Origin of the sequence: Micromonospora fiedleri (assembly GCF_016774385.1) — a bacterium.
Lineage (GTDB): Bacteria > Actinomycetota > Actinomycetes > Mycobacteriales > Micromonosporaceae > Micromonospora > Micromonospora gifhornensis.
In genome coordinates, this window is record NZ_JAETXL010000011.1 from 89,964 (window position 1) to 114,325 (window position 24,362).

A 24,362-nucleotide genomic window follows, 5' to 3' on the forward strand; every position below is an offset into this window, starting at 1 on the left:
GGGTGGGTAGGTGACCGCCATACCGCCGAAACGGCGGATCGGGTGAGACCGGGATCAGAAGTCGTCGTCGAAGGCCACCGTGCCGGTGACACCGACCTGGTAGGCCGAGACACGGCGTTCGAAGAAGTTGGACAACTCCTGTACGTCCTGCAGTTCCATGAACGCGAACGGGTTCGTCGAGCCGTACATCGGTGCGATGCCGAGCATCGCCAGCCGGCGGTCGGCCACGTGTTGCAGGTACTGGCGCATGTCGGCCAGCGGCATGCCGGAGACGCCCTGCTCCAGCAGGTCGGCGGCGAACTGGACCTCGCAGTCGACCGCTTCGGCGAGCATGTCGCGCACCTGCTGCTCCATTTCGGCGTCGAAGAGGTCGGGCTCCTCGGCGCGTACGGTGTCGACCACGTCGAAGGCGAAGGCCATGTGCATCGACTCGTCGCGGAACACCCAGTTGGTGCCGGAGGCCAGCCCGTGCAACACACCCCGGGAGCGCAGGAAGTACACGTAGGCGAAGGCGCCGTAGAAGAACAGTCCTTCGATGCAGGCGGCGAAGCAGATCAGGTTGAGCAGGAAGGCACGGCGGTCGGCGCGGGTCTTCAGCTCGCGCAGCTCGAAGATGGAGTCGATCCATTTGAAGCAGAACTCGGCCTTGCGGGCGATCGACGGGATGTTCTCCACCGCCGCGAACGCCTCGTACCGTTGCTTCTCGTCGGGCACGTAGGTGTCGAGCAGGTTCAGGTAGAACTGGACGTGCACCGCCTCCTCGAACAGCTGCCGGGACAGGTACAGCCGGCCCTCCGGGGAGTTGACGTGCTGGTAGAGGTTGAGCACCAGGTTGTTGGCGACGATGGTGTCGCCGGTGGCGAAGAACGCGACGAGCCGGGACACCAGGTGCTGTTCGGCCGGGGAGAGCTTGGCCAGGTCGGCGAGGTCGGCGTGCAGGTCCACCTCCTCCACCGTCCAGGTGTTCTTGATCGCGTCCTTGAAGCGGTCGAAGAACTGCGGGTAGCGCATTGGCCGCAGGGTCAGGTCCATGCCCGGGTCGAGCAGCAGGTGCCGGGTCTGGGTTTCGGAAACGGTGGTCACTGGCAGGCCTCGCAGCTCTCGGGGTTCTCCAGGGAGCAGGCCAACGCCTCGTCGTCGCCGACGGCGACGATCGCCGGGGCGGTCGGGGTGACCGCGACGGTGGCCTGCTGGATCCGGGTCGCCGGACGCGACCGCAGGTAGTAGGTGGTCTTCAGCCCGGACTTCCAGGCGTAGAGGTACATCGAGGAGAGTTTGCCGATGGTCGGCGCGCTGATGAACAGGTTCAGCGACTGCGACTGGTCGATGAACGGGGCCCGGGCGGCGGCCAGGTCGATCAGCGCCCGTTGCGGCAGTTCCCACGCGGTGCGGAACAGCTGCCGTACCTCGTCGGGCAGCTCGGCGATGCCCTGCACCGACCCTTCGGCGCGTTTGATCTGGTCGCGGATCGATGCCGTCCACAGCCCGCGCGCCTTGAGTTCGCGTACCAGGTAGGTGTTGATCTGGAGGAACTCGCCGGACATCGTCTCGCGTTTGAACAGGTTGGACACCTGCGGTTCGATGCACTCGTAGCAGCCGGCGATCGAGGCGATGGTGGCCGTCGGCGCGATGGCCACCAGCAGCGAGTTCCGCAGGCCGTGCGCGGCGATCGTCTCGCGCAGCGCCGCCCACCGCTCGACCTGGGTGAGGTCGGCGCCCCACAGGTCCGGGTGCAGCTCACCGCGCGCGGCCCGGGTCTGCGCGTACGCCGGGTGCGGGCCGAACTGATGGGCGAGCTGTGCTGAGGTCTCCAGGGCGGTCAGCAGGATCTCCTCCTGCACCCGGCTGGACAGCTCCCGGGCCGGGGTGGAGTCGAACGGCATGCGCAGGGTGAAGAAGGCGTCCTGCAGGCCCATCAGCCCGAGCCCGACCGGTCGCCAGCGCGGGTTCGACGCCGCCGCCTGCTCGGCCGGGTAGTAGTTGATGTCGATGACCCGATCGAGGAAGAGCACCGCCGTGCGGACGGTGGCGCGCAGCTTCTCCCAGTCGATGCCGTCCGCGCTGACGTGCGCGGCCAGGTTGATCGACCCGAGGTTGCACACCGCCGTCTCGGTGTCGCTGTTGACCTCCAGGATCTCGGTGCACAGGTTCGACAGGTGGATGGTGTTGCCCGGCGCGCCGGTCTGGTTGGACAGCCGGTTGGCCGCGTCCTTGAACGTCATCCACCCGTTGCCGGTCTGCGCGAGGGTGCGCATCATCCGCCCGTACAGGTCGCGGGCCTTGACGGTACGGACCGCCTTCTTCTCCGCCGCCCGGTACGCCTCGTCGAACGCCTCGCCGTACAGGTCGGGCAACTCCGGCGCGTCGGAGGGGTCGATCAGCGACCAGTCGCCGTCGGCCTCCACCCGGCGCATGAACTCGTCCGGGATCCAGTTGGCCAGGTTCAGGTTGTGCGTACGCCTCGACTCCTCCCCGGTGTTGTCCCGCAGCTCCAGGAACTCCTCGATGTCCGGGTGCCAGGGTTCCAGGTAGACGCAGGCCGCGCCCTTGCGCCGGCCGCCCTGGTTGACCGCCGCCACCCCGGCGTCGAGGGTCTTGAGGAACGGCACGATGCCGTTCGACCTGCCGTTGGTGCCCCGGATCAACGCGCCCCGGCCCCGCACCCGGGTCCAGGAGATGCCGATCCCACCGGAGAACTTCGACAGCTTCGCCACCTGGTGGTAGCGCTCGTAGATCGAGTCGAGTTCGTCGCGCGGCGAGTCGACGAGGAAACACGACGACATCTGGGTGTGTCGGGTGCCGGAGTTGAACAGCGTCGGCGAACTCGGCAGATAGGCCAGGCTGGACATCAGCCGGTAGAAGCCGATCGCCTCGCCCGGCGTCTGGGACAGCCCGCAGGCGACCCGCAGCAGCCAGTACTGCGGGGTCTCCACCACCTGCCGGGTCTGCGGATGCCGCAGCAGGTATCGGTCGGCGACGGTGCGCAGCCCGAAGTACTCGAACCGCAGATCCCCCGCCGGGTCGACGGCGTCGTCCAGCTTGCGGGCGTTGCGGGCCACGAACGCAGCGGTGGCGTCGCCGATCAGCCCCAGGCCGTGGGCGTACCGGATGGACTGGCTGAAGCTGGCCACCTGCTGGCCGCGTACCTCCTTGTCGACGAACGCGGCCAGCAGCCGCGCCGCGAGCCTGGAGTACTGCGGCTCCTCACCGATCAGCTCGGCGGCCGTCTGGATCGACAGCTTGTCCAGCTCCGCGGTGGTCGCGCCGTCGTACAGGCCGCTGATCGTCTTCGTCGCCACCCGCAGCGGGTCGATCTCGTCCAGGTCGGTGACCCAGCGCTCCACCGCCTTGACGATCTTGTTGACGTCCACCGGCTCGGTGTCGCCGTTGCGTTTACGCACCTGCATCACGTGCCGGCGTTGCTCCGGCCCCGCCTGTTCCCGGGTCACCGTCATGGTCCCTCCTCGTACCGGTCGGTGAAGGTCGACGGGCACGCGGGAGGACGCCGCCGGTCACCGGACGGACTGGGTGCCGTCGACGACCAACTGATGGCGTCGGCCGTCCCGCGCGGCCTTCGACCGCCGCACACGTACGCGTGCGGCGCGCTGGCAGGTCTTCGGACTCGTGGGCGTGTTCGTGCCTACTGGCCGTCGCTTCCCAGACCTGGCGGGCCCAGTGCTTCGTTGACGGCGGTCGTTCCCACTCACCGCTGCGGGGCAGTCCCGGAATTCCACCGGGTTCCCTCTTGCCTCGGCCGTCGTGGAGTGACTGCCGAACCAGCTGCGGGCACCACTATATATGGGAACTGGCCAGGAACCTCAACACCACATGCTGTGTCGCCACGCGTGTCGATCGAATCATCCGCCCGAGCGCGACGGCAGCCGCCGAGGCCACCGACCCCACGCATCTTTCCGAAAACTTCCGGAAGTTCTGGCTATGCCAATCGGGTCGACATAGCATGCACGCGCTTGGATCTGTCCGGAAACCCGACGTCAGGCACCCCCACCACTGTCCAATTTGCGTAAGGGACCAGTCGATGCGCCTGTGGAATCCGTCCCAACGATCACGACGCCGATCACGAGCTTTCGCCGTACTCTGTTCGGCCGCGCTCGTCGCGGCCATCACCGTCGCCCCCACCCCGGCCGCGGCCGACGAGGTCGTGCTCAGCAACGACTTCGAGTCCGGCTCGTACGCCCCCTGGGGGCCACGCGGTGACGTGACCCTCGCCATCGCCGACGAGGGTCACGACAGCGACGGCAGCCTCTCGGTCACCGGCCGTACCGCCAACTGGCAGGGACCGGCCACGAGCGCGACCGCGCTGATGCGGCCCGGCAACCGGTACACGGTCACCGCCTGGGCGAAACTTCCGACCGGCACCGAGGGCAGCGCCGGCGTGCACTTCACCGTCGAGTCCACCCCGGCCGGTGGCGGCGAGAACACCTACACCTGGATCGGCGACAACGTCACCACCACCGCCGACGAGTGGGTACGCATCGGCGGCGAGTACACCCTGCCCACCGGCCTGGACGCCGCCACCCTCTACGTGGAGGCGGAAGGCAACACCCCGTTCCTGCTCGACGACGTCCTGATCACCGCGCTGGACGGCGGCGGGGGCGGGCCGGAGCCGGGCACGATCGTCATCGACACCGACTTCGAGGACGGCCTCGACGGTTGGGGACCCCGCGACGGCGGTCCGGGTGCCCCGACGGTCACCCTCACCGACGTCGCGCACGGCGGCACCTCCGCCGTACTGGTCACCGACCGGGTGAACCAGGGCGCCGGCCTGGGCCGCGACGTGACCGGCCTGTTCACCGCGGGTGTCACCTACGAGCTCAGCGCGTGGCTGCGGTTCGCCGCAGGTCAGCCGGCCGACCAGATCTGGCTCAGCCTGGCCAGCACCACCGGGGACAGTCAGTCGTTCAGCACCCTCGCCCAGTTCGAGACGATCACCAACTCCGGCTGGACGGAGGTGACCGCCCGGTTCACCATGCCGGCGGCGGACAGCGCCTTCCTCTACTTCGAGACCCGCTGGCAGGGCGAGGACGTGACCGGCAACACCAGCGACTTCCTGGCCGACGACATCGTCGTCCAGGTGCCCGAGCCGCCGGTCATCGAGGACCTCACCCCGCTGTACGAGACCACCGACTTCCCGGTCGGCGTGGCCATCGACAGCCGGGAGACGATCGGTGCTCCCGCCCAGCTGCTGACCCGGCACTTCAACCAGATCACGGCCGAGAACCACATGAAGCCGGAGGCCTGGTACGACGAGGCGGGCAACTTCCGCCCGCACGAGCAGGCGCTGACCATGATGGACTTCGCCCGCGACAACGACCTGCGTGTCTACGGGCACGTGCTGGTGTGGCACAGCCAGACCCCGGCCTGGTTCTTCACCGACTCTGCCGGCCAGCCGTTGACCACCTCGGCGGCCGACCAGCAGGTGCTGCGGGATCGGCTGCGTACGCACATCTTCAACGTCGCCGAGTCGATGAGCGAGCGGTACGGCCCCTTCGGCTCCCCCACCAACCCGCTGTACGCCTTCGACGCGGTCAACGAGGTGGTCAGCGACAGCGGCGAGTACAGCGACGGTCTGCGTCGCAGCGAGTGGTACCGGATCCTCGGTGAGAGCTTCATCGACCTGACCTTCGAATACGCCGACGAGGCGTTCAACGACGTGTACGCCGCCGAGGGCGCCGACCGTCCGGTCACCCTGTTCATCAACGACTACAACACCGAGCAGAGCGGCAAGCAGGCCCGTTACCTGGCCCTGGTGCAGCGCCTGCTCGCCCGTGGTGTGCCGGTGCACGGGGTGGGTCACCAGTTCCACGTCTCGCTGGCCATGCCGGTCAGCGCCCTGGAGACCGCGTTGGAGACGTTCGCGGATCTGCCGGTCACCCAGGCCGTCACCGAACTCGACGTCACCACCGGCACCCCGGCCACCCAGGCGAAGTTCATCGACCAGGGCTACTACTACCGGGACGCCTTCCGGATCTTCCGGGCGTACGCCGATGATCTGCTGGCCGTCACGGTCTGGGGGCTCACCGACGGGCGGTCCTGGCGTTCCGGCAACGGCGGGCCGCTGCTGTTCGACGACAACCTGCGGGCCAAGCCCGCCTACCACGGGGCGGTCGACGGTGAGCTGCCCGCCCGGCTGCGGACCGCCAACGTCTTCGCCGGTGACGTGGCGCTGACCGCCGCCGCACCCACGGACCTGACCTGGCGCAAGCTGCCGCTGCACTCCGTCGAGGACGTCGCCGGGTTCCAGCTGCGCTGGGCGCCGGACCACCTGACCGCGTATGTCACGGTCGACGACACCACGGTCTCCGGCAGCGACCGGGTCAGCTTCGTGCTGGGCGGCGAGACCTACCACGTCGGCCGGGACGGCAGCGGTGACGTACCGGCCGTGGCGGCCGCCCGCGACGGCGGGTACCACCTGGTCGCCCACCTGCCGCTGACCGCAGCGGCCGAGGGCGACACCCGCACCCTGGACGTGCAGGTGCGCGACGGTGACACCACCTCCGGGTGGAACACCGCGGGCGCGGTGGGCACCTTGACCCTGGTCGAGGAGCTGTCGTACGTGGAGGTGCGGGAGGCCGCCGAGGCACTGGTGATCGACGGCTCGGTCGACGCCGCCTGGGCGAACGCGACCACGGTGACCACGGCCAAGCAGGTCTCCGGCACCGACGGCGCGAGCGCTCAGGTCCGTACCCTCTGGCGGGGTCAGACGCTCTACGTGCTGGCCGAGGTCACCGACCCGGTGGTGGACGTCTCCGGTTCCGACCCGTGGATCCAGGACTCGGTCGAGATCTACGTCGACGCCGGCAACTTCAAGAACGGCAGCTTCCGGTACGACGACACGCAGATCCGGATCAACGCCGACAACGTGGTGTCGTTCGGCACCGGCGACGAGGGGTTCCAGGCGAGCCGGCTGGAGAGCGCGACGGTCCGCACCCCGACGGGCTACACCGTCGAGGCGGCGATCAGCCTGCTCGAATACGGTGGCCTGGACACCTTCCACGGCCTGGACTTCCAGGTCAACGACGCCTCCGACGGGGCCCGGACGAGCATCCGCAACTGGGCCGAGCAGGAGGGCGCGGGCTACCAGAGCACCGCGCGCTGGGGGGTCGGCCGGTTGGTGGCCGGGTCCAACGTGACGGTGGCGCTGAAGCAGATCACCCGCTGGTACTCCGACAGCGGTGGCGGCTACTGCGCGACCATCACCGCGACCAACACCAGCGACAAGCCGGTCGACTGGTCCGCCGTGGTGCAGCTCGAAGGCGACATCTACGACGCCTGGAACTTCAAGCGGGAGCGCCTGGCCGACGGTAGCTACCGGATCAGGGGTGTGGACTGGAACCGCACCCTGAAGCCGGGGGCCAGCACCTTCAGCGTCGGTTACTGCGCCAACCTGTAGCGACACGTACGACGGGAGGGCACATCGTGGTCGGATGTGCCCTCCCCTGCTACCCGGGGCCCGTCATCTGGAGGGAACCGACGGCGCGGCTCAGTTCAGGCCGGTCGACCACCTGCCCTCGTCGGCGAGCAGCTCGGCCAGGTCGGACCAGGTCAGCTGCCGGCCGAGGGCCAGCCCGGTCTGGTACACGTGCGGCTCGAGGGCGGCCGCGACTGCCTCGCTGTTGGCTCGTGCGTCCTGCGGGTCCGACTGCTCCGGGTGGTATCCGATGGTCCTTCCCAGCGACTCGACCGCCCCGAGCAGGATCGCGCCGGTGCCGGCCCGGCCGGTGCGGCCGAGTGCTCCGGCCATCGAATGCACGAGCGTGAGCCAGCTTGAGCGGTCCTGCTCGGGGTCGGTCTCCCGGGCCAGATCGGCGAACGTGCGCAGGGCCCGGTCCGGCTCGCCGAGGTCGGTGCTGACCTTGCCGTCCATCCACCCGGTCGACAGGATCGCCCACTGATGACCGCAGGATCGGGCCAGGGCGTTGGCGCGGGCGAGTTCGTCGCGAGCCCGGGCCAGGTCTCCGCAGGCCCGGCTGAGCTGACTGCGTACGGTCAGCGTCTCGGCCAGTGCCCCCGGCTCCCCCACCAGGTCCGCCAGCCGTACCGCCTCGTCGGCCAGCGACAGCGCCCCGCCGACGTCGCCACGGATCGCGGTCACCGAGGCCAGGTAGATCATCGCGGTGGTGAGCGGGTGCCGGGCGCCGAGCTGCACACAGAGCCCCGCGGCCTCCCCCAGCGCGGTGACGCTGCTGGCGTGGTCCCCGTCCAGGTACGTGCAGCCCCCGACGGCCATCAGCAGCCGTGCCCGGGCCAGGGTCCACTCGGCCGACTGCCCGGTGTCGTCCAGGCCGGTGTCGTCCGGGCCGGTCGGACCGGCGCTCGTAGGCCCGCGGGCGTCGAGGGCGGCCAGGGTCCGCCCACCCCAACGCTCGCCTTCGGCGGCCTGCCCGGTGCGGTACCAGAACCAGGCGAGTGCCCCGCAGATCCGTGCCGCGGTCAGGTTCTCACCGGCGGCGAGGGCGGAGATCAGGGCAGCCCGGATGTTGTCGCGTTCCGCGCTGAGCCGCCGTAGCCAGTGCGCCCCGTCGTCGGTCGGCAGCCGCTGCTCCCCGATCTCCACCAGCCCCAGCAGCCACCGCCGGTGCCGGGCGAGCGTCTGCGTCCGCTCCGTGCCGGTCAGCAGGTCGGCCGCGTACTCGCGGATCAGTTCCAGCATCCGGTAGCGGCGCGGCACGGTCGTGGGATCGACGACCACCAGCGACTTGCGGACCAGACCCAACAGGGCCGGCACCGGCTTCGGCAGGTCGGGTCCGGCCCCGACCAGCCGGACCGCGTCCAGGTCGAACCCGCCGTCGAAGACGGAGAGCTGCCGCATCAGTGTCTGTTCAGCGCCGGTGAGCAGCTGGTAGCTCCAGCCGATCGCGTTGTGGACGGTGGCGTGCCGGTCCTTGTCCTCACCGGTACCGGTGGTGAGCATCCCGAGCCGGTCGTCGAGCTGGAAGGCGATCTCCCGCAGGGAGAGGATCCGGCACTGGGCGGCAACCAGTTCGATCGCCAGCGGCAGGCCGTCCAGGTCCCGGCAGATCTGTGTCGCCAGTACGGGATCCGGGTCGTTGACGCCCATCGTCAGGTTGGCGGTGTTCATCCGGTCGAACAGCAGCTCGACCGCCTCGGTCACAGGCAGTGGCGCGAGTTCCAGGACCGCCTCGCCGGGCACCCCCAGTGGCTGCCGGCTGGTGACCAGCATGCGCAGTCCCGGACAGCCGCCGAGGACGGTCCGCGCCAGCTCGGCGACCCCGTGGATCAGGTGTTCGGCGTTGTCCACGACGAGCAGCGCCTCCCGGTCGGCGAGCCGTCGGGCGAGTTGCCCCGCCGTGGCGACCCCGGGCAGGCCGAGCACGTCCGACACCGCTCGGGGGATCTGGGTCGGGTCGCGCAGGCCGGCCAGTTCCACCAGCCACGGGCCATCCGCATCGGTACGGACCCGACAGTGCTCCAGCACCAGCCGGGTCTTGCCGACCCCGCCCGCGCCGGTGAGGGTCACCAGCCGGTGTTCGGTGAGTGCGTGTCGCAGTGCCGCGAGTTCGCCGGTACGGCCCACGAAGGACGACAGTGCCGCCGGGATGTTGCGCCCGGGCGATCCGGGAACCGGCGTCCGGTCGGCAGGGGGTCGGCGCAGTTCGAGGGAGACGTCCTGGCGCAGCACCGCCTCCTCCATCCGACGCAGCTGCGGACCGGGGTCGACCCCGAGTTCGGCGATGAGCTGTTCGCGGGCCCGGCGCAGCACGGCGAGGGCGTCGCCCTGCCGGCCGCTGCGGTAGAGGGCGAGGGCGAGCAGTTCCCAGCGTCGCTCGCGCAGCGGCTGTTCCGCCACGAGGGCCTCCAGGTCGCCGAGGACCCACTGGTGCTCACCGCTGGCCAGGGCGACTGCCAGGCGCTGTTCCCGGGCGGCGGCGTGCAGGGCGTCCAACCGGGCGATCTCGGCAGCGGCGAAGTCCGCGTCGGCGAAATCCGCGTACGCCGCACCGCGCCACAGGCTCAGGGCCTCGTCCAGAGCCGTCGCGGCGGTGCGGACATCGGCGGCCGAGGCCGCCCGGTCGCCCTGCACCACCAGGGCGGTGAACCGTTCGGCGTCCACCGCGGCCGCGGGGGCTCGCAGTGCGTAGCCGGGTCCCTCCCGCACCAGCAGCTGAGACGGGGTACGGGCCGCGCGTCGGGGTTCCAGGGCCCGGCGCAGTCCGGCGACGTACCCGAAGAGGGTCGCCTGGGTCGGCGGCTCGGTGTCGTCCCACACCTGCGCCATCAGTCGCTCCACCGAGACGATCCGTCCGCGGGCGGCGATCAGACAGGCGAGGACCTTACGTTGACGTGGCCCACCGAGATTGACTGGCTGATCGTTGACGCTCGCGATGAGCGGGCCCAGTACCCCGAAGGAAACCTGCGTCGACACTCTGCGCCCCCAGGCTGTCGAACCGACCAGGACGGCGATCGCGAGGCAGGCCGTCAGCCATCCGCGTCGACGGTCTCACAAGCGTAGCCATCCGTAAGATCACCCTGACAGCCTGTCATCCTATGTGGATGGCCGGCGGCGGCACGACGGGTTATCCGGTGGCAGTGTGGACACGGAGGCAGACACGGCGCTGGGGTGCCGGCGACTGCCGACACCCCAGCGTTGCTGTTCAGATCAGCCGGTCGAGCACGTCGCGGTGGGCGTCGTGTTGTTGCCGTTCTTGTAGAGCGTGATGCCGAAGTTGTTGCCGTTGCCGTTCGGGCGGGCCGTGAGCGTGCCGCTGTTGCCACTGATCGAGGCGTTCCAGCTGTTCTGCAGGCTCTGGCCACCGTTGGTGCGGATGGTGACCACCCAGTTGTTGGTGCCGCTGACCGAGAAGGTCGTGTTGAAGCGGTCGCCCCACTCATCGGCCCGGTTCACGCTGACCGTGCAGCCGTTGTTGCCGGGCGGCGGGGTGGTGGGCGGCGGGTTGTTGTTGCCGCCTCCCTCCTGCACCGTGATGTTGGAGCTGCCGCTGCTCTGGTAACCCTCGGTCGCCATGATCTGGTAGTAGTGGTTGCCGAGGTTCATGCCACGGCTGGCCCACGCGTCGAAGTGGTTGGCCGTGGTGATCGTGCCGCCGACCCGCTTCGACGTCCGGACGCTCCAGTACTGGTAGAAGGTCGCGGTGCCGTCGATCGAGGGCTGGTTGACCCGCTGCGTGCGGTAGATGTCGTAGGTGCCACCGTCGGTGTTGACCTGGCCCATCGAGTTCGCGCCCGGCGGCCGCCAGCTGCCCCAGCTGTCCACGATGTAGTACTCGACCAGCGGGTTGCGGGTCCAGCCGTAGAGCGTCAGGTACGAGTTGCCGTTCGGGTTGAACGAGCCCGAGTAGGTCACGCTGCGACGCGTGCCCGGGTTCCAGCCCTTACCGGCGACGAAGTTGTTGACGTTGCTCCACTGGGTGCTGTACTGGCCGCCGTTCCCCATGGTCATGGAGACGTTGCCGCTGTCCTTCCAGAAGGAGAAGAAGAAGCCGTTGTGGTTCCCCTCCTGGTTGCTGGTCACGGTCTGGGCGTGGGCAGGGCTGGCCACGATCGCGGTGGTGCCGGTCGTGATCAGCGCCACCGCACAGGCAGCACCGATGAGAGACCTGAGGCGTACGCGCCCGCGACGTCTCAGTGGGACGAGCCCCTCCTGCATACTTCCTCCTCATGACGGCTGGCTGAGGGCCAGCAACGCTACGAGCCGGCGGGATCCCGGTGGTCCGACGAGCACCGTCGGGCTGTCGGCGTCGTACCGCGGTGGTGGGGTGCCGATCGCTTTCTGCGCCGACCCGGCAGGGGAATCGCCATGATCGGCGATCGAACTGCATCGATGCGCACAGTATTGGCACGCAATGGTCGACCCGTCAACAACTTCCGGAAATACTTCCGAAACCTTTGACTCCGCAGCTGCTCGTCGCGTACGCCCGTTGTCGCTGTTCAGTAGCCGCAGGCCGGCGCCGCGCGCAGCAGGAATTCGCCCGACCGCCGCCCGGTGAGCAGGCTTCCAGGCCGCCGGCGTCGGAAGTTTCAGCCCGCTTTCGCCGGGCGACCGGGGAACAACCGGAGCGCCGCCACGAGGCCGGTCGGCGTTCACGAACGCCGGGGCCGCACCGGTCGACCGGCACCCGGGTACGCGCGCCGATCATGCGGTGCCGCCTAGATCGCAATTGTCCGATAAGCGCTCGAAGATCGCCGCGTCGAAATTACCGTGAGCTGGGACGTTGTCCGAGAGGTGCCTGCTGACGCGGCACCCGACAGGCGGGCCTGCACCGCCCGACAGACAGGGGAGTGTATTTGTGAGCTCGAACCCGCAGCAGTCCACCGGCGGCCTGCCCACCGTCCTTCTGGTGCACGGCGCGTTCGCCGAGTCCGCCAGTTGGAACGGCGTGGTCACCGACCTCCGGCGTCGGGGCTACCCGGTGATCGCCATCGCCAATCCGCTGCGCGGTCTCAGACCGGACGCCGCCTACACACGCGCTGTCGTGGACAGCGTCGGCGGGCCGGTCGTGATCGCGGGGCACTCCTACGGCGGCGCGGTGATGGCCGAGGCGGCGCAGGGTGCCACCAACGTGAAGGCCCTGGTGTACGTCGCCAGCTTCACGCTCGACGTCGGCGAGAGCTGCGGGGATCTGGCCGCCAAGTTCCCGGGCAGCGAGCTCTCCTCCGCGCTGCAACCCGTGCCGTTCCCCCTGCCCGACGGGAGCATGGGCACGGATCTCTACATCCAGCAGGACAAGTTCCACGGGGTGTTCGCCGCCGACGTCGCTGCCGACGTCGCCGAACAGATGGCCGCCACCCAGCGGCCGGTCGCGGACACCGCCCTGACCGACACCGCCACCGCGACGTCCTGGAAGACCATCCCGTCATGGGCCGTGATCACCACTCAGGATCTGGCCATCCCGCCGGAGTCGATGCGCTTCATGGCCCAGCGGGCCGGCTCCACCGCCGTCGAGGTCGAGGCCTCCCACGCCGTGACGGTCTCCCAGCCCGGTCCCGTCGCGGAACTCATCGACATCGCGGCTCGGGCCACCGCAGGCTGACCACCGACCGGCGCACCCGGCGCGCAACGCGAACCGGGTGCGCCGGCCCGGCCGAGAAGCCGTCGGCATCGATGACTGATCCACCTGAGTGGATCAGCCTCACCGGATCGACCACCTCTGGTGGCTGGCGGTGTTGTTGCAGGTCCACTGCTGGACCGGGGTGCCGTTCTCGGTCCCCCAGTCGGTCACGTCGAGGCATTTCCCACTGAGCGCGTTGACCAGCTGCCGGTCGCCGTTGAGGGTGAACCGCTGGGCGGCGCCGCCGTTGCAGGCGGTGAGCTGGATGACCGCGCCGTCCGCAGTCGACGCGTTGGCCACGTCCAGGCATCGGGAGCCCATCCGCATACTGCCGTCCGTACGGACCGACCACCGCTGGCTCCGGTCCCGGGAGTCGGCGCAATCCATGATTCGCACGTGCAGGGTGGCGGCCGAGTCCGGATCCCCGACGTCCAGGCACCGGCCGCTCGCCACGCTGACGATCCGCTCGCCGGAGGTGCGGGGGCGGGCACTGCTCGGCGTCACCGTCGGCGCGGTCGAGGGCGGGCTGGCCGAGGCCGCCGACGGCGTCGGCGAGGGTGACGCCGACGGGGTCGCCGGTGACGAGGTGACCGGCCGCGGGTCACCGGTCGGCCGGAAACCGTCGACGATCCGGGCGAATGCCGCCTCGCTGCCGGCCCACAGTTCCTCGGGCGTCGACCAGATGAACGTGTACGCCTTGCCCGCGCCGGTGACGAACAGCCGCTGCCGCACCTGTGTCGCACGGCCGTCGGTGGTGTGCCGCCATTCCCAGTCCGCCGCGCCGTGCTGGTAGTGCACCGCGCCGATCCTGAGCAGGCGGTAGCCGGGGTACCGGCCCTCGGCCGCGCGCTCCTGCGCGGTCAACTCGGCGACCGGGTCGGTCGGTGGCGGGTCCGACCGACGCACGACCAGCGACCGGCCCTCGTCCGGCTCGCGGAACTCGACCTGGCCGTCGTCGCGGACGATGCGCCATCCTCTGGGCGCCACCATCCGGAATCCGCTGTCATCGCGATACGTGGACCAGGCCAGTGGCGTGGCTGCCGGGGCACTCGGAGCGGAGACGCCGGTCGCGGCCAGCGGCGGCTCCGGCCCGCCCGCCGCCTCCGGCAGGTCGTCGCCGCGCTCACCCGCCCGATCGCCGAGCAGCGGCACGCCGACCCCCACACCGAGCGACACCAGCAGGAGGGCGAGCCCACCGACCAGCCACCGACCGCGCGTCATCCGCACCGACCTGGTGGGTGCGGCCGACGGGGCCGGTGCGGCAGACAAGTCCTTCTCAGGCCTGGGGTCCGGGCCGTCAGGCACCCCGGCGCGGAGCACCTGGCCCGTGGGGAGGTCGTCCCTGGTTTCCTGCGGCTCGGCCGGGCCGGCCGGTGCGACGGTCACGAACGTGGGGACCATACGGTCGGCCGACGAGTCCCCGACGGACGGTCCGACCTGGGTGGATGGGCCGGCCAGGGCAGACGGGTCGGGCCGGGCAGACGAGCCGGACGGGTGGGGCAGGTCGGTGTGGGCGACCTGGGTCAGCAGTCGCTCCGCCGTGTCGATGTCCATCCGTTCCGCCGGGTCCTTGCGGAGCAGCCCTTCGAGGACCGGCGCCAACGCGCCCGCTCGCCGGGCCACCGGCGGTGGTTCGGTGGCCAGTGCGGTGAGGCTCTCCAGGCTGGACGACCGGGCGTACGGTGCCTCCCCTTCGACCGCAGCGAACAGAGTCGCGCCGAGCGACCACAGGTCGCCTTCCGGTCCGGCGGCACCCCTCCTGACCCGCTCCGGTGAGAGGTACGCGGGCGAACCGAGCACGATGCCGGTGCGGGTCAGGCTGGTGTCCTCCACCGCGGTGGCCAGGCCGAAGTCGGTGAGTACGACCCGACCGTCGACGCCGATCAGGATGTTTGCCGGTTTGACGTCGCGGTGCACGACGCCCACCCGGTGCGCGGCCCGCAGTGCGCCCAGCACCGCCAACCCGATCTGCGCGGCTCGGGCCGGTGACACCGGGCCGTCGGCGGCGAGGTGGTCGGAGAACGCCCGCGACGGGACGTACTCCATGACGATCCAGGGGTCTCCGCCGTCGCCGATCAGCACGTCGAACACGCGGACGGCGTTGACGTGGTCGAGCCGGGCGATCGCCCGCGCCTCACGCAGCGACCGGGTCCGCAATTCCTGCCGTGCCTGGTCTGTCAGGCCAGGTGGCGAAACGATTTCCTTGATGGCGACGTCGCGTTCGAGCATCACGTCCCGGGCTTTCCACACTCGGCCCATCCCACCCTGACCGAGCAACTCCGAGAAAACATACCGATCGGTAATTAACGGCGGCGACATCTCAGGCACCGCGGCAGGCTACCCGCATTGTGGACATCGGCAATATGGCAAGCACCTCACCCCTGTTGTCGAACTTTTGTCATCGGTCCGTTCTCGCCCCCGGCGACGGGTCGGTGACCAGCCGGCACGGCCGGCCCGCACCGTCGGGCAGCGTTCGGCGGCTCCGCGTCGCGAGCACACCTTGACAACCTCCGATAATCCGATGTGCAATATTCTGCATTCCTCGCCGGCATCCCCACCGTGCGGCCCTGAAGGAGTCCCCCATGACCCTCGACGCGTTCCCGCGCTTTCCGCTGCTGTTCGGCCCCAGCCCGGTGCACCCGCTGGACCGGCTCAGCGATCACCTCGCAGGTGCCCGGGTCTGGGCCAAGCGGGAGGACTGCAACAGCGGGTTGGCCTTCGGTGGCAACAAGACCCGCAAGCTGGAGTACCTGCTGGCCGACGCTCTCGCCAAGGGTGCCGACACCCTGGTCAGCATCGGTGGAGTGCAGTCCAACCACACCCGGCAGGTGGCCGCTGCCGCCGCCCGGGCCGGCCTGCGGGCCGTACTGGTGCAGGAGAGCTGGGTGGACTGGCCGGACCCGGTCAACGACAAGGTCGGCAACATCCTGCTCTCGCGCATCATGGGCGCCGACGTGCGGCTGGCCAAGGACGGCTTCGGCATCGGCTTCAAGGAGAGCTGGCAGCAGGCGATGGACGAGGTGCGGGCCGCCGGTGGCGTGCCCTACGCGATCCCCGCCGGCGCGTCCGACCACCCGCTGGGCGGGCTGGGCTTCGCCAACTGGGCCTACGAGGTCGAGCAACAGGAACGCGAGCTCGGCGTCTTCTTCGACACCATCGTGGTGTGCAGCGTCACCGGCAGCACCCAGGCAGGCATGATCGCCGGGTTCGCCGGCCAGGACCGACCACGACGGGTGATCGGCATCGACGCCTCCGCGAAGATCGACGACACCCGTCGCCAGGTCGAGAAGATCGCCCGCAACACCGCCGCGCTCATCGAGCTGGGGCGTGACCTCCACGACGACGAGATCGTCGTGATGGAAGACTGGGCCGGGGACCGTTACGGCATTCCGGTCCGGTCCACTGTCGATGCCATCCGGCTGACCGCGAGTTTGGAGGGCGTGATCCTCGACCCGGTGTACGAGGGCAAGTCGATGGCCGGTCTCATCGACCTCGTTCGCCGCCACGACATTCCGGCGGACTCGAACGTTCTGTATGCCCATCTGGGGGGCCAACTCGCATTGAACGCCTACAGCAGTGTCTTCGACTCCGACGATTCCGTGGCGCACTGACCGACATCGGCACGCTGATTATCGGTCGGCCACGAAATGCACACACCGATCCGATTTCCGGCCTCCGTGAGAGGCAATTGCACCGGACGGATCCGCCGCCGCATTCTCGGGCCGCAGGTTGCGCGTGACCACCGGCAGCAGGCCCGGGCCGGAGCAGCACCGGCGTCCTGCGCGTCGAGTCAAGGCGGGGCACGGTGGGCCCGGTTGACAGTGGGAGCAGCCGGTGCCCAACATATTGCATGCCTGTTCCACAGGGTCGCGGACTCGCGCCCCGATCGCTCCTTCGGGATGACGCCTACCGGGCGATCCGCGACGCCATCGTCGGCGGCACGCTGGCCCCCGGCGAACGCCTGAACGACAGCGACCTGGTCGAGTGGCTCGGTGTCAGCCGTACCCCGGTCCGCGAGGCGCTGGCCCGCCTGGAGCAAGCAGGTCTGGTCCAGACCAAACCCGGCCGGTACACGATGGTCAGCCCACTGGACGTCCGTGCCGCCCGCAACGCCCAGTCGGTCACGGCGGCCATGCACGAACTGGCCGTTCGAGAGGCCCTGCCGAACCTCTCCACCGCCGAGATCGAGGCCATGCGCGAGGCCAACGCACGGTTCGCCGACGCGTTGCGACGCAACGACGTGGAGGCGGCAACCGCCGCCGACGACGACTTCCACGGCGTCCTGGTGACGGCCAGCGCCAACCAGGCCCTGCGCGACGTGCTCGAACAGTTCACCCCGGTGCTGCGTCGCCTGGAGCGACTGCGCTTCTCCTCGCTCAGCGGCCGGGACTCGGTCGCACAACACGATCGGATCATCGCCCTGTGCGCAGCAGGTGATGTCGCGGGGGCGGCGGCCGCCACCCGCGCCAACTGGGAGACGCTCGCTCCCCTGCTCAACACCGACACTCCTGGGTCACCCGGCTGAGGTAGCACCCCAGCCCTCCACCGCCCCGGCCGCTTCGCGCGTTCCGCTCTCGAGACGCCCCTTTAGTTCGTGACGCTCAGGGCGCCGCCGAGGGCGCGACCGGCCTCCCGCGCCGACTCCAACGCCCCGGCATGCATCTCCGCGGCCACGTCGGCGAAGGCGTCCAGCGCGGGTGCGACCCCGACCAGGGTGAACTCCCGTTCGATCACGGTGAGGTCGGCACCCCAGCAGTCGGCGAGGATCCGGCGCAGGTACGCCGTCGAGTGGTCCCAGCCCTCCCGGGGAGTACCGGCACCGTACGCGCCACCACGCACCGTGGCGAGCACGACGGGCTTGCCCGCCAGGAACGGCTGCCCATTGGCCCGAGGGTCGGTCAACACCAGGTCGATGTACGTCTTGAAGTGCTGGGAGACGCCGTAGTTGTAGAGCGGCACGGCGAACAGCAACGCCTCGGCGGCCAGCAACTCGTCCACCAACGTCGCGGCGAGAGCGACCGCCTCCTGCTGCTCGGGGGTGTGCTCCTCGGCCGGCGTCATCGAGGCGGACAGCGCCGCCGCCCAAGCGGTCGACGGCAGGGTGTCCACGCCGATATGACGGCGCTCGACGGTGTCACCGGGACGGTTGGCCAGCCACTCCTGCTCGACGATGTCCGCGATCTCCCGACTCGCGGACCCGTGCGTACGGATGCTGGCGTCCAGCCTGAACAGGGTCACGGTTACTCTCCTCGGCATGTAGGTTCAAGGTTGAATCCGAGGCTAGAGCATCTGCTTCAAGTTTGAAGTAGTATGAGAGATGCCTCACTCATGGCCGAACCGAGCGGCATACTCTTGCGACATGTCTGACGAACCTCGGTGGTTGACCGACCACGAGCGCGACGCCTGGCTTGCGCTGGCCAAGCTGATGTTCAACCTGCCGAGTGCCCTCGACGCCCAACTGCTGCGCGACAGCCACCTCACGCTGTTCGACTATTTCGTGCTCAGCGGCCTGTCCATGACACCCGGCCGGACCATGCGCCTCAGTGACCTGGCCAATTTCGTCAGCTCCTCGCTGTCGCGCCTGTCGAACGTCGTCAAACGGCTGGAGCAACGAGGGCTGCTGCGCCGCGCGCCCGACCCGGAGAGCCCTCGCTACACCGTGGCCACGCTCACCGATGCCGGCTGGGATCTTGTGGTCGCGGCGGCCCCGGGGCACGTCGCGGCCGTGCGGCACTACGTCATCGACGGTCTGACCCCGAGCCAGATCGACGTCCTGCGCGAGGTGGCCTGCCACGTGACCCGGCAGATCGCCGCAGCGCCGGAGCCCGCTAGCCAACCCCGGTGACACCAGTCCCCCGCGTGCTGTGTCGAATGCCGCCACGAACAGGCGATCCGTGGTCGCCGCGTCCAGTGGCGGACGCGGTGACCACAGCGATCAGGTAGCAGCCGGCGGGTCAGCCGCTCCGGGTGCTCATCGGTAGCTGTTGACGAAGGCCAGCAGGTCGTTGTTGAGCTGCTGCCTGTGGGTGTCGGTGATGCCGTGCGGGCCACCCGGGTAGATCGTGAGGGTGACGTCCTTGACGATCTTCGCCGCCTGCCGGGCCGAGATGTCGATCGGCACGATCTGGTCGTCGTCACCGTGCACGATCAGCGGATGCCCGCCCCTCGACGGCACCGTGTCGGCGGCCACACCGGCGGGATTGAGTCAAACGACCTAGTAGTGCTTTGTTAGGTCGTTGTGGCGTGTCGCTTGTATGAGCGTCGTGCTGGTGTTTGGGTGCGTGCGTGGATGAGCGGGAAATCGCTCGGGTGCGGGCGCAGTTGGAGGACTTCGCGGCAGGGGTGTTCGCGGGGTTGCGGCGGTCGGACCAGCGAGCAACCGGTCTGCGGTATCTGCGTGGGCTGATGCTGGACGGCCGGCGTAAGTCGATGCAGCCGATGGCCGGACGACTCGGGGTCGATCACCAGCAGTTGCAGCAGTTCCTGACTTCCTCGACCTGGGATGTCGCCGGTGTACGACGGCGGCTGGCGGCGGCCGCGGTCGACCTGGTGGCGCCGCAGGTGTGGGTGGTGGACGACACCGGGTTTCCCAAGGACGGCAAGGCATCGGCGTGTGTGGCCCGGCAGTATTCCGGCACGCTCGGCAAGGTCGCCAACTGCCAGATCGCCGTCAGCGTCCACGCGGCGACCGACGCCGCCTCGGCGGTGCTGAACTGGCGGCTGTTCGTGCCGGAGTCATGGGACGACACCTGCGTCCCCGGCCCGGACGGCAAGCCCGCGAACGCGCACGCCCGCAGGCTGCGCCAGCAGCCGGTCACGCGCGACCAGGCCGGGGCGAAGAAACCACATGTGCGTGTGCAGGTGCCGCCTGCCGAGCAGATCGACCAGATCCGCCGGCGGCGCACGGCATCGAAGGTCCCCGACGCCGAGCGGTACCGGCCGAAGTGGCTGATGGCCCTGGAAATGCTCGACGAGTTGGCCGTATGGGGGCTGCGTCCGCCGCTGTTGACCGCGGACGCCGGCTACGGCCAGGTCGCGGAGTTCCGTCAGGGCCTGACCGAACGCGGCATCAGCTACATCGTGGCGACCACGTCGAGCACCACGGCTCAACCCGGTGACGCCCAGCCCGTCGAGGTCCCTTACGCCGGAGTCGGCCCCCATCCCACACCGAAGTACCCCCACCCTGCTCGCAGCCTGAAGGACCTGGCCCTCGCCCACGGCGCCGACGCGGCGCGTCTGGTGCGCTGGCGTGCCCGGCTACCCGCACCCGACCGCGACCCCGACCGGCCCGTCGGTGACCTGTCCGGACACTTCTTCGCCCTGCGGGTGCGCCCCGCCGGCCGGGCCGTCCGACGCGGACCGCACCGCGGTGACGACGGTGTCCTGCCCGAATGCTGGCTGCTCGTGCAGTGGCCTCCCGGCCAGGACGAACCCAGCGACTACTGGCTGTCCGACCTGCCCGCCGACACACCACTTGCCGAACTGGTCCGCCTGGCCAAGAGCCGCTGGCGCGTCGAGCACGACTACCGCGAACTCAAGACCGCCCTCGGCCTCGACCACTTCGAAGGACGCTCCTGGATCGGCTGGCACCGCCACGTCACCCTCGCCGCGGCCGCCCAACTGTTCCTCACCCAACTGCGGCTGGCGCGCCCAAAAGCAGTGGGGCAGACCTGAGCCTGTACGCCGTCCTGCGGCAACTGCAGTACCTACTCGCGACCTGGCTCGGGTTCTGCCCCCTCTGCCGCCAACTCGTCCCAACCTAACAAAGCACTACTAGGAGTCTTCCTTGTCGAACGGTTCGTCGCTCCACCGCCACCAGGCCTCGTCGCCGTCGATGTGCAGCAGGAACTCGGGCACCTCCTGACCCTTCGGGTACCGCAGCGTCACGGCACTGCGAATCGCGTCGTACGCGCGCTCCCATGACTCAACCTCCTGGTCGATGCAGTCGAGCAACCGCAACTCCTCGGCGAAGAGCGGCCGCACCTCCAGGAAGCCTTCCGTCGGGCGGAGATGAGCGTTGAGCCACGGGAAGTCACCACCGGTCACCACGAGATCAGCAAGCAAGCCACCGTCGTCCCGCCGGTGCAGCGTCCACACGTCGCATTGATCATCACTCACGCGGGGGAGACTAGCGACTGCCTCGAATGCCCTGTCGACCCGTACCCGGCTCCGGCTCCGCCGACAGCGGCCGATTGCTGGCGCTCCTGCGCCAAGGCCCCACGACGGTCGCGGGCCCGATTCCGCCTCACGAAGCACAGGATCGCGGTCGATGGTCCTGCCGGGATCGGGAGTGCGTTGTCGGTGGGCGGTGGCAGGGTAGACGTCATGGCGATCGACGTACGCCCCGCGACGGTGTTCGAGGATGTCGCGACTCTCGTCGGCCCGAAACGGCCGGACGCGAACGTGTGCTGGTGCCTGAGCTACCGCATCGGCGCGAAGGAGAACCAGGAGTTACGCGGGACGATGCGCGGCGACCGGGTACGCGAACTCGTCGGGACCGATCCCCCGCCCGGAGTGCTCGCCTACGACGGCGACGAGGTCGTCGGCTGGGCTGCGGTGCACCCGCGCGCCGACACGAGCTTCGCCCGCAACAGACGGATCCCGCACCTCGACGACCTCGACGTGTGGAGCGTGTGGTGCTTCCGGGTGCGGCCGGGTCACCGGAAGCAGGGCATCGTGCACCACCTGCTGGCCGGTGCGGTCGCCTTCGCCCGCGAGCGCGGCGCGCCGACGGTCGAGGGTTACCCCGTCGACAACCGTGGCGAAAAGGTGGACCTGACCATGGCCTACGTCGGCACCCGCGCCGTCTTCGAGCAGGCCGGCTTCGTGAAGGCCGCCGACACCACCTCCGTACTCGCCGGGTTCCCCCGAGTGCTCATGCGGCTCGACCTGCGCTGACCTGACCCGCGCACGTTCGGGCTCGCCACCCGAACCGGCCGCGGCATTGCGGTCGAGCGGGTCGCGGCACTGCGGTCGAGCGGGTCGCCGGATATCGGCTGGCGGGTGGGGCGCGGGCTGGGCGAAGCTCAGGTGTGATCGTTGTTCAGCGGGTTCGGGTGCGGTGGACGGCTGATGCACGTGGCGCGGCGGCTGCGAACGCGCGCCGTGGCCTCGACCGGGCCGTGGCGTTGCCCCGGTCGCTGCCGGACGGCGATGTGGTCGTCCACGAGGTCCTGGCTGACCAGGCGGTCGACTACGAACGCCGGGAGAAGGTGCTGCACGGTGGCGTCAAGCAGGCCCGCGACATCGGCCTCTGGCTAGACCGCACCGGACAGACGCTCGCCGTCGACCGACTGCCCGGCGCGGCGGCCTATCCGCGACCGTACGCCTCCACTCGCCTGTTCACGCTGACCTCGGGTCAGATCGGCCGTTACCGGGCGAACTTCCGGTTCACCGGCTGCGCCTGCAGCCCGAGCTGGTACTACGAGGATTGGCTGGTGCACGTCAGCTACGGCCAGGTGACTCCCGAACACTTCGTACACCGGCAACCGGACCACGACGTCGACCACCGCGTGCACCTCTACGGCGGGATGGCTCGCCGCAATTCGTGACAGGGCAGCTTCCTGATCGACACCTGCTCACGGGTCTGCGACGCGGGTCAGTCCCACCCCAACGTCCGCCGGTGGTGTGCGTCAGGTGGTGGCGTGTTCGGCAGCGGTGACGGCGTTGCGGAACAGCATGGCGACGGTGGTGGGCCCGACTCCGCCGACGCGCGGCGTGATCGCGGAGGCGACCGTGGCGCAGGCCTCGTCGACGTCGGGCAGGAGCCGGCGGCCGGCGTACCGGACTCCGGCGCCGATCAGCACCGCGCCCGGGCGGACGTGCTCGGGCTGGATGATGCCGGGGACGCCGGCCGCGGCGACGAGGATGTCGGCGCGCCGGGTGTGGCGCGGCCAGTCCGGGACGCCGGTGTGGACGACGGTGACCGCGGCGTTGGCGGTCGGGCGTTTCTGGGCCAGCAGGATCGCCAGTGGTCGTCCGATCGTCGCGCCGCGGCCGAGGATCACCACCTCGCGGCCGGCGACGGGGATCTGATGGTGGGCCAGCAACGCCTCGATTCCGGCGGGGGTGCACGGCAGCGGGCCGGGCAGGCCGAGGGCCAGCCGTCCCATGTTCAGCGGGTGCAGACCGTCGACGTCCTTGTCCGGGTGCAGGGTCAGCAGGGCGGCGTCGTAGTCGAGGTGGTCGGGGATCGAGTACTGAAGCAGGACCGCGTGCACGTCAGGGTCGGCGTTGAAATCGGCGATCACGTCGAGCAGATCGCGCTGGGTGGCGTACGCGGGCAGGTGCCGGTGGGGTGAGTCGAAGCCCAGCTGGCGGGCCTGCCGCTGCTTGATCCGGATGTACCCGGCACTGGCATCGTCGTCACCGACCAGGATCGTGGCGAGGCTGGGCGTGACGCCTCGTTCGCGTAGGGCAGCGACCCGCCGGGTGATGTCGGCGAACACGGCTCGAACCTCGATCACCGCGTACGCCCTGCATGCACGTGCCTCGCCACGTAGGGAGCGCAGCGTCCCTCGACGGGCAAGGTCACGCTCGATCAGGGATCGAGTGGCATCGGACCGCGAGGTGACCACTCGATCCACTATCGAGCGTGACCTTGCCAGGGGCGCTGAGGTGTCAGTGCCCGGAGGCACCAGGTCTTGGTGACCAGCTCGGGGCGGGCGCGCAGCGATCGCCGCGATAATGGCGATGCGGCGCAACGCCTGCTGCCGCAGACTCGCTCACATGGTCACGTCAGTACGCAGCGTCGCCGACCTGACCGCGGCGATGCGCTCGGGTGCCCGGTTGAAGTTCCTGTTCTTCTGGGGCCACCAGCCGCAGCGCGACGGCAGCGTCGGGGCCGGCTGCCTGAGTCAGTGGTGGTCGGCGCCGTTCACCATCGACGGGCTGCGTTTCGCCACCGCCGAGCACTACATGATGTGGCGCAAGGCGACCCTCTTCGACGATGACGCCATCGCCGCCCGGGTCCTGACGGCGGCGCACCCGCACGCGGCGAAGACGCTGGGCCGGCAGGTCACCGGCTTCGACCAGCAGGTGTGGGAGCAGCACCGCTACGACATCGTGCTGACCGGCACCGTCGCGAAGTTCGATCAGCATCCTGCGTTGCGCACGTACCTGACCGGCACCGGTGAGCGGGTCCTCGTGGAGGCCAGCCCGCTCGACCGAATCTGGGGCATCGGCCTGGCCGCCGACCATCCGCACGCCGGCGACCCGGCACGCTGGCGCGGACTGAACCTGCTCGGCTTCGCACTCATGCAGGCCCGCGAGATGCTGCGCGGACAGGAAGCCGCCCGCTGATCGAGGCCGTGG

Annotated in this window: 17 protein-coding genes, 1 pseudogene and 1 riboswitch; of the genes and pseudogenes, 9 read left to right on the top strand and 9 right to left on the bottom strand. The window is 69.7% G+C overall.

The annotated features are described in order from the left end of the window. Positions 1-54: 54 nt before the first annotated feature. Positions 55-1,032, bottom strand: a complete 978-nt coding sequence (locus JMF97_RS26325; protein WP_238360203.1) for a ribonucleotide-diphosphate reductase subunit beta — start codon at positions 1,030-1,032, stop codon at positions 55-57. Positions 1,033-1,079: 47 nt separating this feature from the next. Beyond that, positions 1,080-3,455 carry a ribonucleoside-diphosphate reductase subunit alpha gene (locus JMF97_RS26330; RefSeq protein ID WP_203223968.1) on the bottom strand — a complete coding sequence of 792 codons (2,376 nt, stop codon included), beginning with the start codon at positions 3,453-3,455 and terminating at the stop codon, positions 1,080-1,082. 135 nt (positions 3,456-3,590) lie between these two features. Next, positions 3,591-3,796, bottom strand: a riboswitch (cobalamin riboswitch). Positions 3,797-4,036: 240 nt separating this feature from the next. On the opposite strand from JMF97_RS26330, the gene JMF97_RS26335 reads away from it, so the two are divergent. Continuing rightward, entirely contained in the window at positions 4,037-7,411 is a 3,375-nt protein-coding gene (locus JMF97_RS26335) for an endo-1,4-beta-xylanase (protein ID WP_203223969.1), read from the top strand. Positions 7,412-7,501: 90 nt separating this feature from the next. Here the strand turns inward: JMF97_RS26335 and JMF97_RS26340 are convergent, their stop codons facing one another. Then, positions 7,502-10,405, bottom strand: a complete 2,904-nt coding sequence (locus JMF97_RS26340; RefSeq protein ID WP_203223970.1) for an AfsR/SARP family transcriptional regulator — start codon at positions 10,403-10,405, stop codon at positions 7,502-7,504. Positions 10,406-10,639: 234 nt separating this feature from the next. Continuing rightward, positions 10,640-11,647, bottom strand: coding sequence for a glycoside hydrolase family 11 protein (locus tag JMF97_RS26345; protein ID WP_203223971.1), 1,008 nt, complete (start codon positions 11,645-11,647; stop codon positions 10,640-10,642). A 640-nt stretch (positions 11,648-12,287) separates the two neighbouring features. On the opposite strand from JMF97_RS26345, the gene JMF97_RS26350 reads away from it, so the two are divergent. Next, the gene (locus JMF97_RS26350) at positions 12,288-13,031 is read left to right on the top strand and encodes an alpha/beta fold hydrolase (protein ID WP_307817111.1); all 744 of its coding nucleotides are present in this window, start codon (positions 12,288-12,290) and stop codon (positions 13,029-13,031) included. A gap of 99 nt (positions 13,032-13,130) precedes the next feature. Here JMF97_RS26350 and JMF97_RS26355 read toward each other — a convergent pair whose 3' ends face one another. Continuing rightward, positions 13,131-15,368 carry a protein kinase domain-containing protein gene (locus JMF97_RS26355; RefSeq protein WP_273543945.1) on the bottom strand — a complete coding sequence of 746 codons (2,238 nt, stop codon included), beginning with the start codon at positions 15,366-15,368 and terminating at the stop codon, positions 13,131-13,133. Between the two features lie 263 nt (positions 15,369-15,631). Between JMF97_RS26355 and JMF97_RS26360 the strand changes: the two genes are divergently transcribed. Both JMF97_RS26360 and JMF97_RS26365 read left to right on the top strand, forming a co-directional pair. Then, positions 15,632-16,660: a 1-aminocyclopropane-1-carboxylate deaminase gene (locus tag JMF97_RS26360; protein ID WP_203223973.1), complete on the top strand. Its 1,029-nt coding sequence runs from the start codon at positions 15,632-15,634 to the stop codon at positions 16,658-16,660. 239 nt (positions 16,661-16,899) lie between these two features. Further along, positions 16,900-17,574 (top strand): GntR family transcriptional regulator, encoded by a 675-nt coding sequence (locus JMF97_RS26365; RefSeq protein ID WP_203223974.1) that lies wholly within the window; start codon positions 16,900-16,902, stop codon positions 17,572-17,574. 62 nt (positions 17,575-17,636) lie between these two features. On the opposite strand, the gene JMF97_RS26370 is transcribed toward JMF97_RS26365, so the two are convergent. After that, a complete protein-coding gene (locus JMF97_RS26370) occupies positions 17,637-18,287 on the bottom strand; it encodes an FMN-dependent NADH-azoreductase (protein WP_203223975.1) in 651 nt (216 codons plus the stop codon). Positions 18,288-18,408: 121 nt separating this feature from the next. Here JMF97_RS26370 and JMF97_RS26375 point away from each other — a divergent pair, with 121 nt between their 5' ends. Next, on the top strand, positions 18,409-18,894 hold the full coding sequence (locus JMF97_RS26375; RefSeq protein ID WP_238360188.1) for a MarR family winged helix-turn-helix transcriptional regulator: 486 nt from the start codon (positions 18,409-18,411) through the stop codon (positions 18,892-18,894). 126 nt (positions 18,895-19,020) lie between these two features. On the opposite strand, the pseudogene JMF97_RS26380 reads toward JMF97_RS26375, so the two are convergent. Beyond that, positions 19,021-19,200 (bottom strand): annotated as a pseudogene (locus tag JMF97_RS26380) (alpha/beta hydrolase); the annotation flags it as partial. 134 nt (positions 19,201-19,334) lie between these two features. Between JMF97_RS26380 and JMF97_RS26385 the strand changes: the two are divergent. Further along, positions 19,335-20,723: an IS701 family transposase gene (locus JMF97_RS26385; RefSeq protein WP_203220259.1), complete on the top strand. Its 1,389-nt coding sequence runs from the start codon at positions 19,335-19,337 to the stop codon at positions 20,721-20,723. A 99-nt stretch (positions 20,724-20,822) separates the two neighbouring features. Here the strand turns inward: JMF97_RS26385 and JMF97_RS26390 are convergent, their stop codons facing one another. Next, positions 20,823-21,167: a hypothetical protein gene (locus tag JMF97_RS26390; protein WP_307817112.1), complete on the bottom strand. Its 345-nt coding sequence runs from the start codon at positions 21,165-21,167 to the stop codon at positions 20,823-20,825. Between the two features lie 207 nt (positions 21,168-21,374). Here JMF97_RS26390 and JMF97_RS26395 point away from each other — a divergent pair, with 207 nt between their 5' ends. Continuing rightward, positions 21,375-21,947, top strand: coding sequence for a GNAT family N-acetyltransferase (locus JMF97_RS26395; protein WP_203223976.1), 573 nt, complete (start codon positions 21,375-21,377; stop codon positions 21,945-21,947). Positions 21,948-22,081: 134 nt separating this feature from the next. Next, the gene (locus JMF97_RS26400) at positions 22,082-22,600 is read left to right on the top strand and encodes a hypothetical protein (RefSeq protein ID WP_307817113.1); all 519 of its coding nucleotides are present in this window, start codon (positions 22,082-22,084) and stop codon (positions 22,598-22,600) included. Positions 22,601-22,681: 81 nt separating this feature from the next. On the opposite strand, the gene JMF97_RS26405 is transcribed toward JMF97_RS26400, so the two are convergent. Then, complete coding sequence (locus tag JMF97_RS26405; RefSeq protein ID WP_203223977.1) at positions 22,682-23,515, bottom strand: bifunctional 5,10-methylenetetrahydrofolate dehydrogenase/5,10-methenyltetrahydrofolate cyclohydrolase; 834 nt, start codon at positions 23,513-23,515, stop codon at positions 22,682-22,684. A 262-nt stretch (positions 23,516-23,777) separates the two neighbouring features. Here JMF97_RS26405 and ybiA point away from each other — a divergent pair, with 262 nt between their 5' ends. Further along, positions 23,778-24,350 carry a riboflavin biosynthesis intermediates N-glycosidase gene (gene ybiA / locus JMF97_RS26410; protein ID WP_203223978.1) on the top strand — a complete coding sequence of 191 codons (573 nt, stop codon included), beginning with the start codon at positions 23,778-23,780 and terminating at the stop codon, positions 24,348-24,350. Positions 24,351-24,362: the final 12 nt, after the last annotated feature.

Coding starts and splice junctions, on each gene's coding strand:
- JMF97_RS26375 (WP_238360188.1), top strand. CDS start 18,409: ATGTCTGACGAACCTCGGTGGTTGACCGACCACGAGCGCGACGCCTGG.
- JMF97_RS26330 (WP_203223968.1), bottom strand. CDS start 3,455: ATGACGGTGACCCGGGAACAGGCGGGGCCGGAGCAACGCCGGCACGTG.
- JMF97_RS26360 (WP_203223973.1), top strand. CDS start 15,632: ATGACCCTCGACGCGTTCCCGCGCTTTCCGCTGCTGTTCGGCCCCAGC.
- ybiA (WP_203223978.1), top strand. CDS start 23,778: ATGGTCACGTCAGTACGCAGCGTCGCCGACCTGACCGCGGCGATGCGC.
- JMF97_RS26335 (WP_203223969.1), top strand. CDS start 4,037: ATGCGCCTGTGGAATCCGTCCCAACGATCACGACGCCGATCACGAGCT.
- JMF97_RS26355 (WP_273543945.1), bottom strand. CDS start 15,368: ATGTCGCCGCCGTTAATTACCGATCGGTATGTTTTCTCGGAGTTGCTC.
- JMF97_RS26345 (WP_203223971.1), bottom strand. CDS start 11,647: ATGCAGGAGGGGCTCGTCCCACTGAGACGTCGCGGGCGCGTACGCCTC.
- JMF97_RS26395 (WP_203223976.1), top strand. CDS start 21,375: ATGGCGATCGACGTACGCCCCGCGACGGTGTTCGAGGATGTCGCGACT.
- JMF97_RS26325 (WP_238360203.1), bottom strand. CDS start 1,032: ATGGACCTGACCCTGCGGCCAATGCGCTACCCGCAGTTCTTCGACCGC.
- JMF97_RS26365 (WP_203223974.1), top strand. CDS start 16,900: ATGCCTGTTCCACAGGGTCGCGGACTCGCGCCCCGATCGCTCCTTCGG.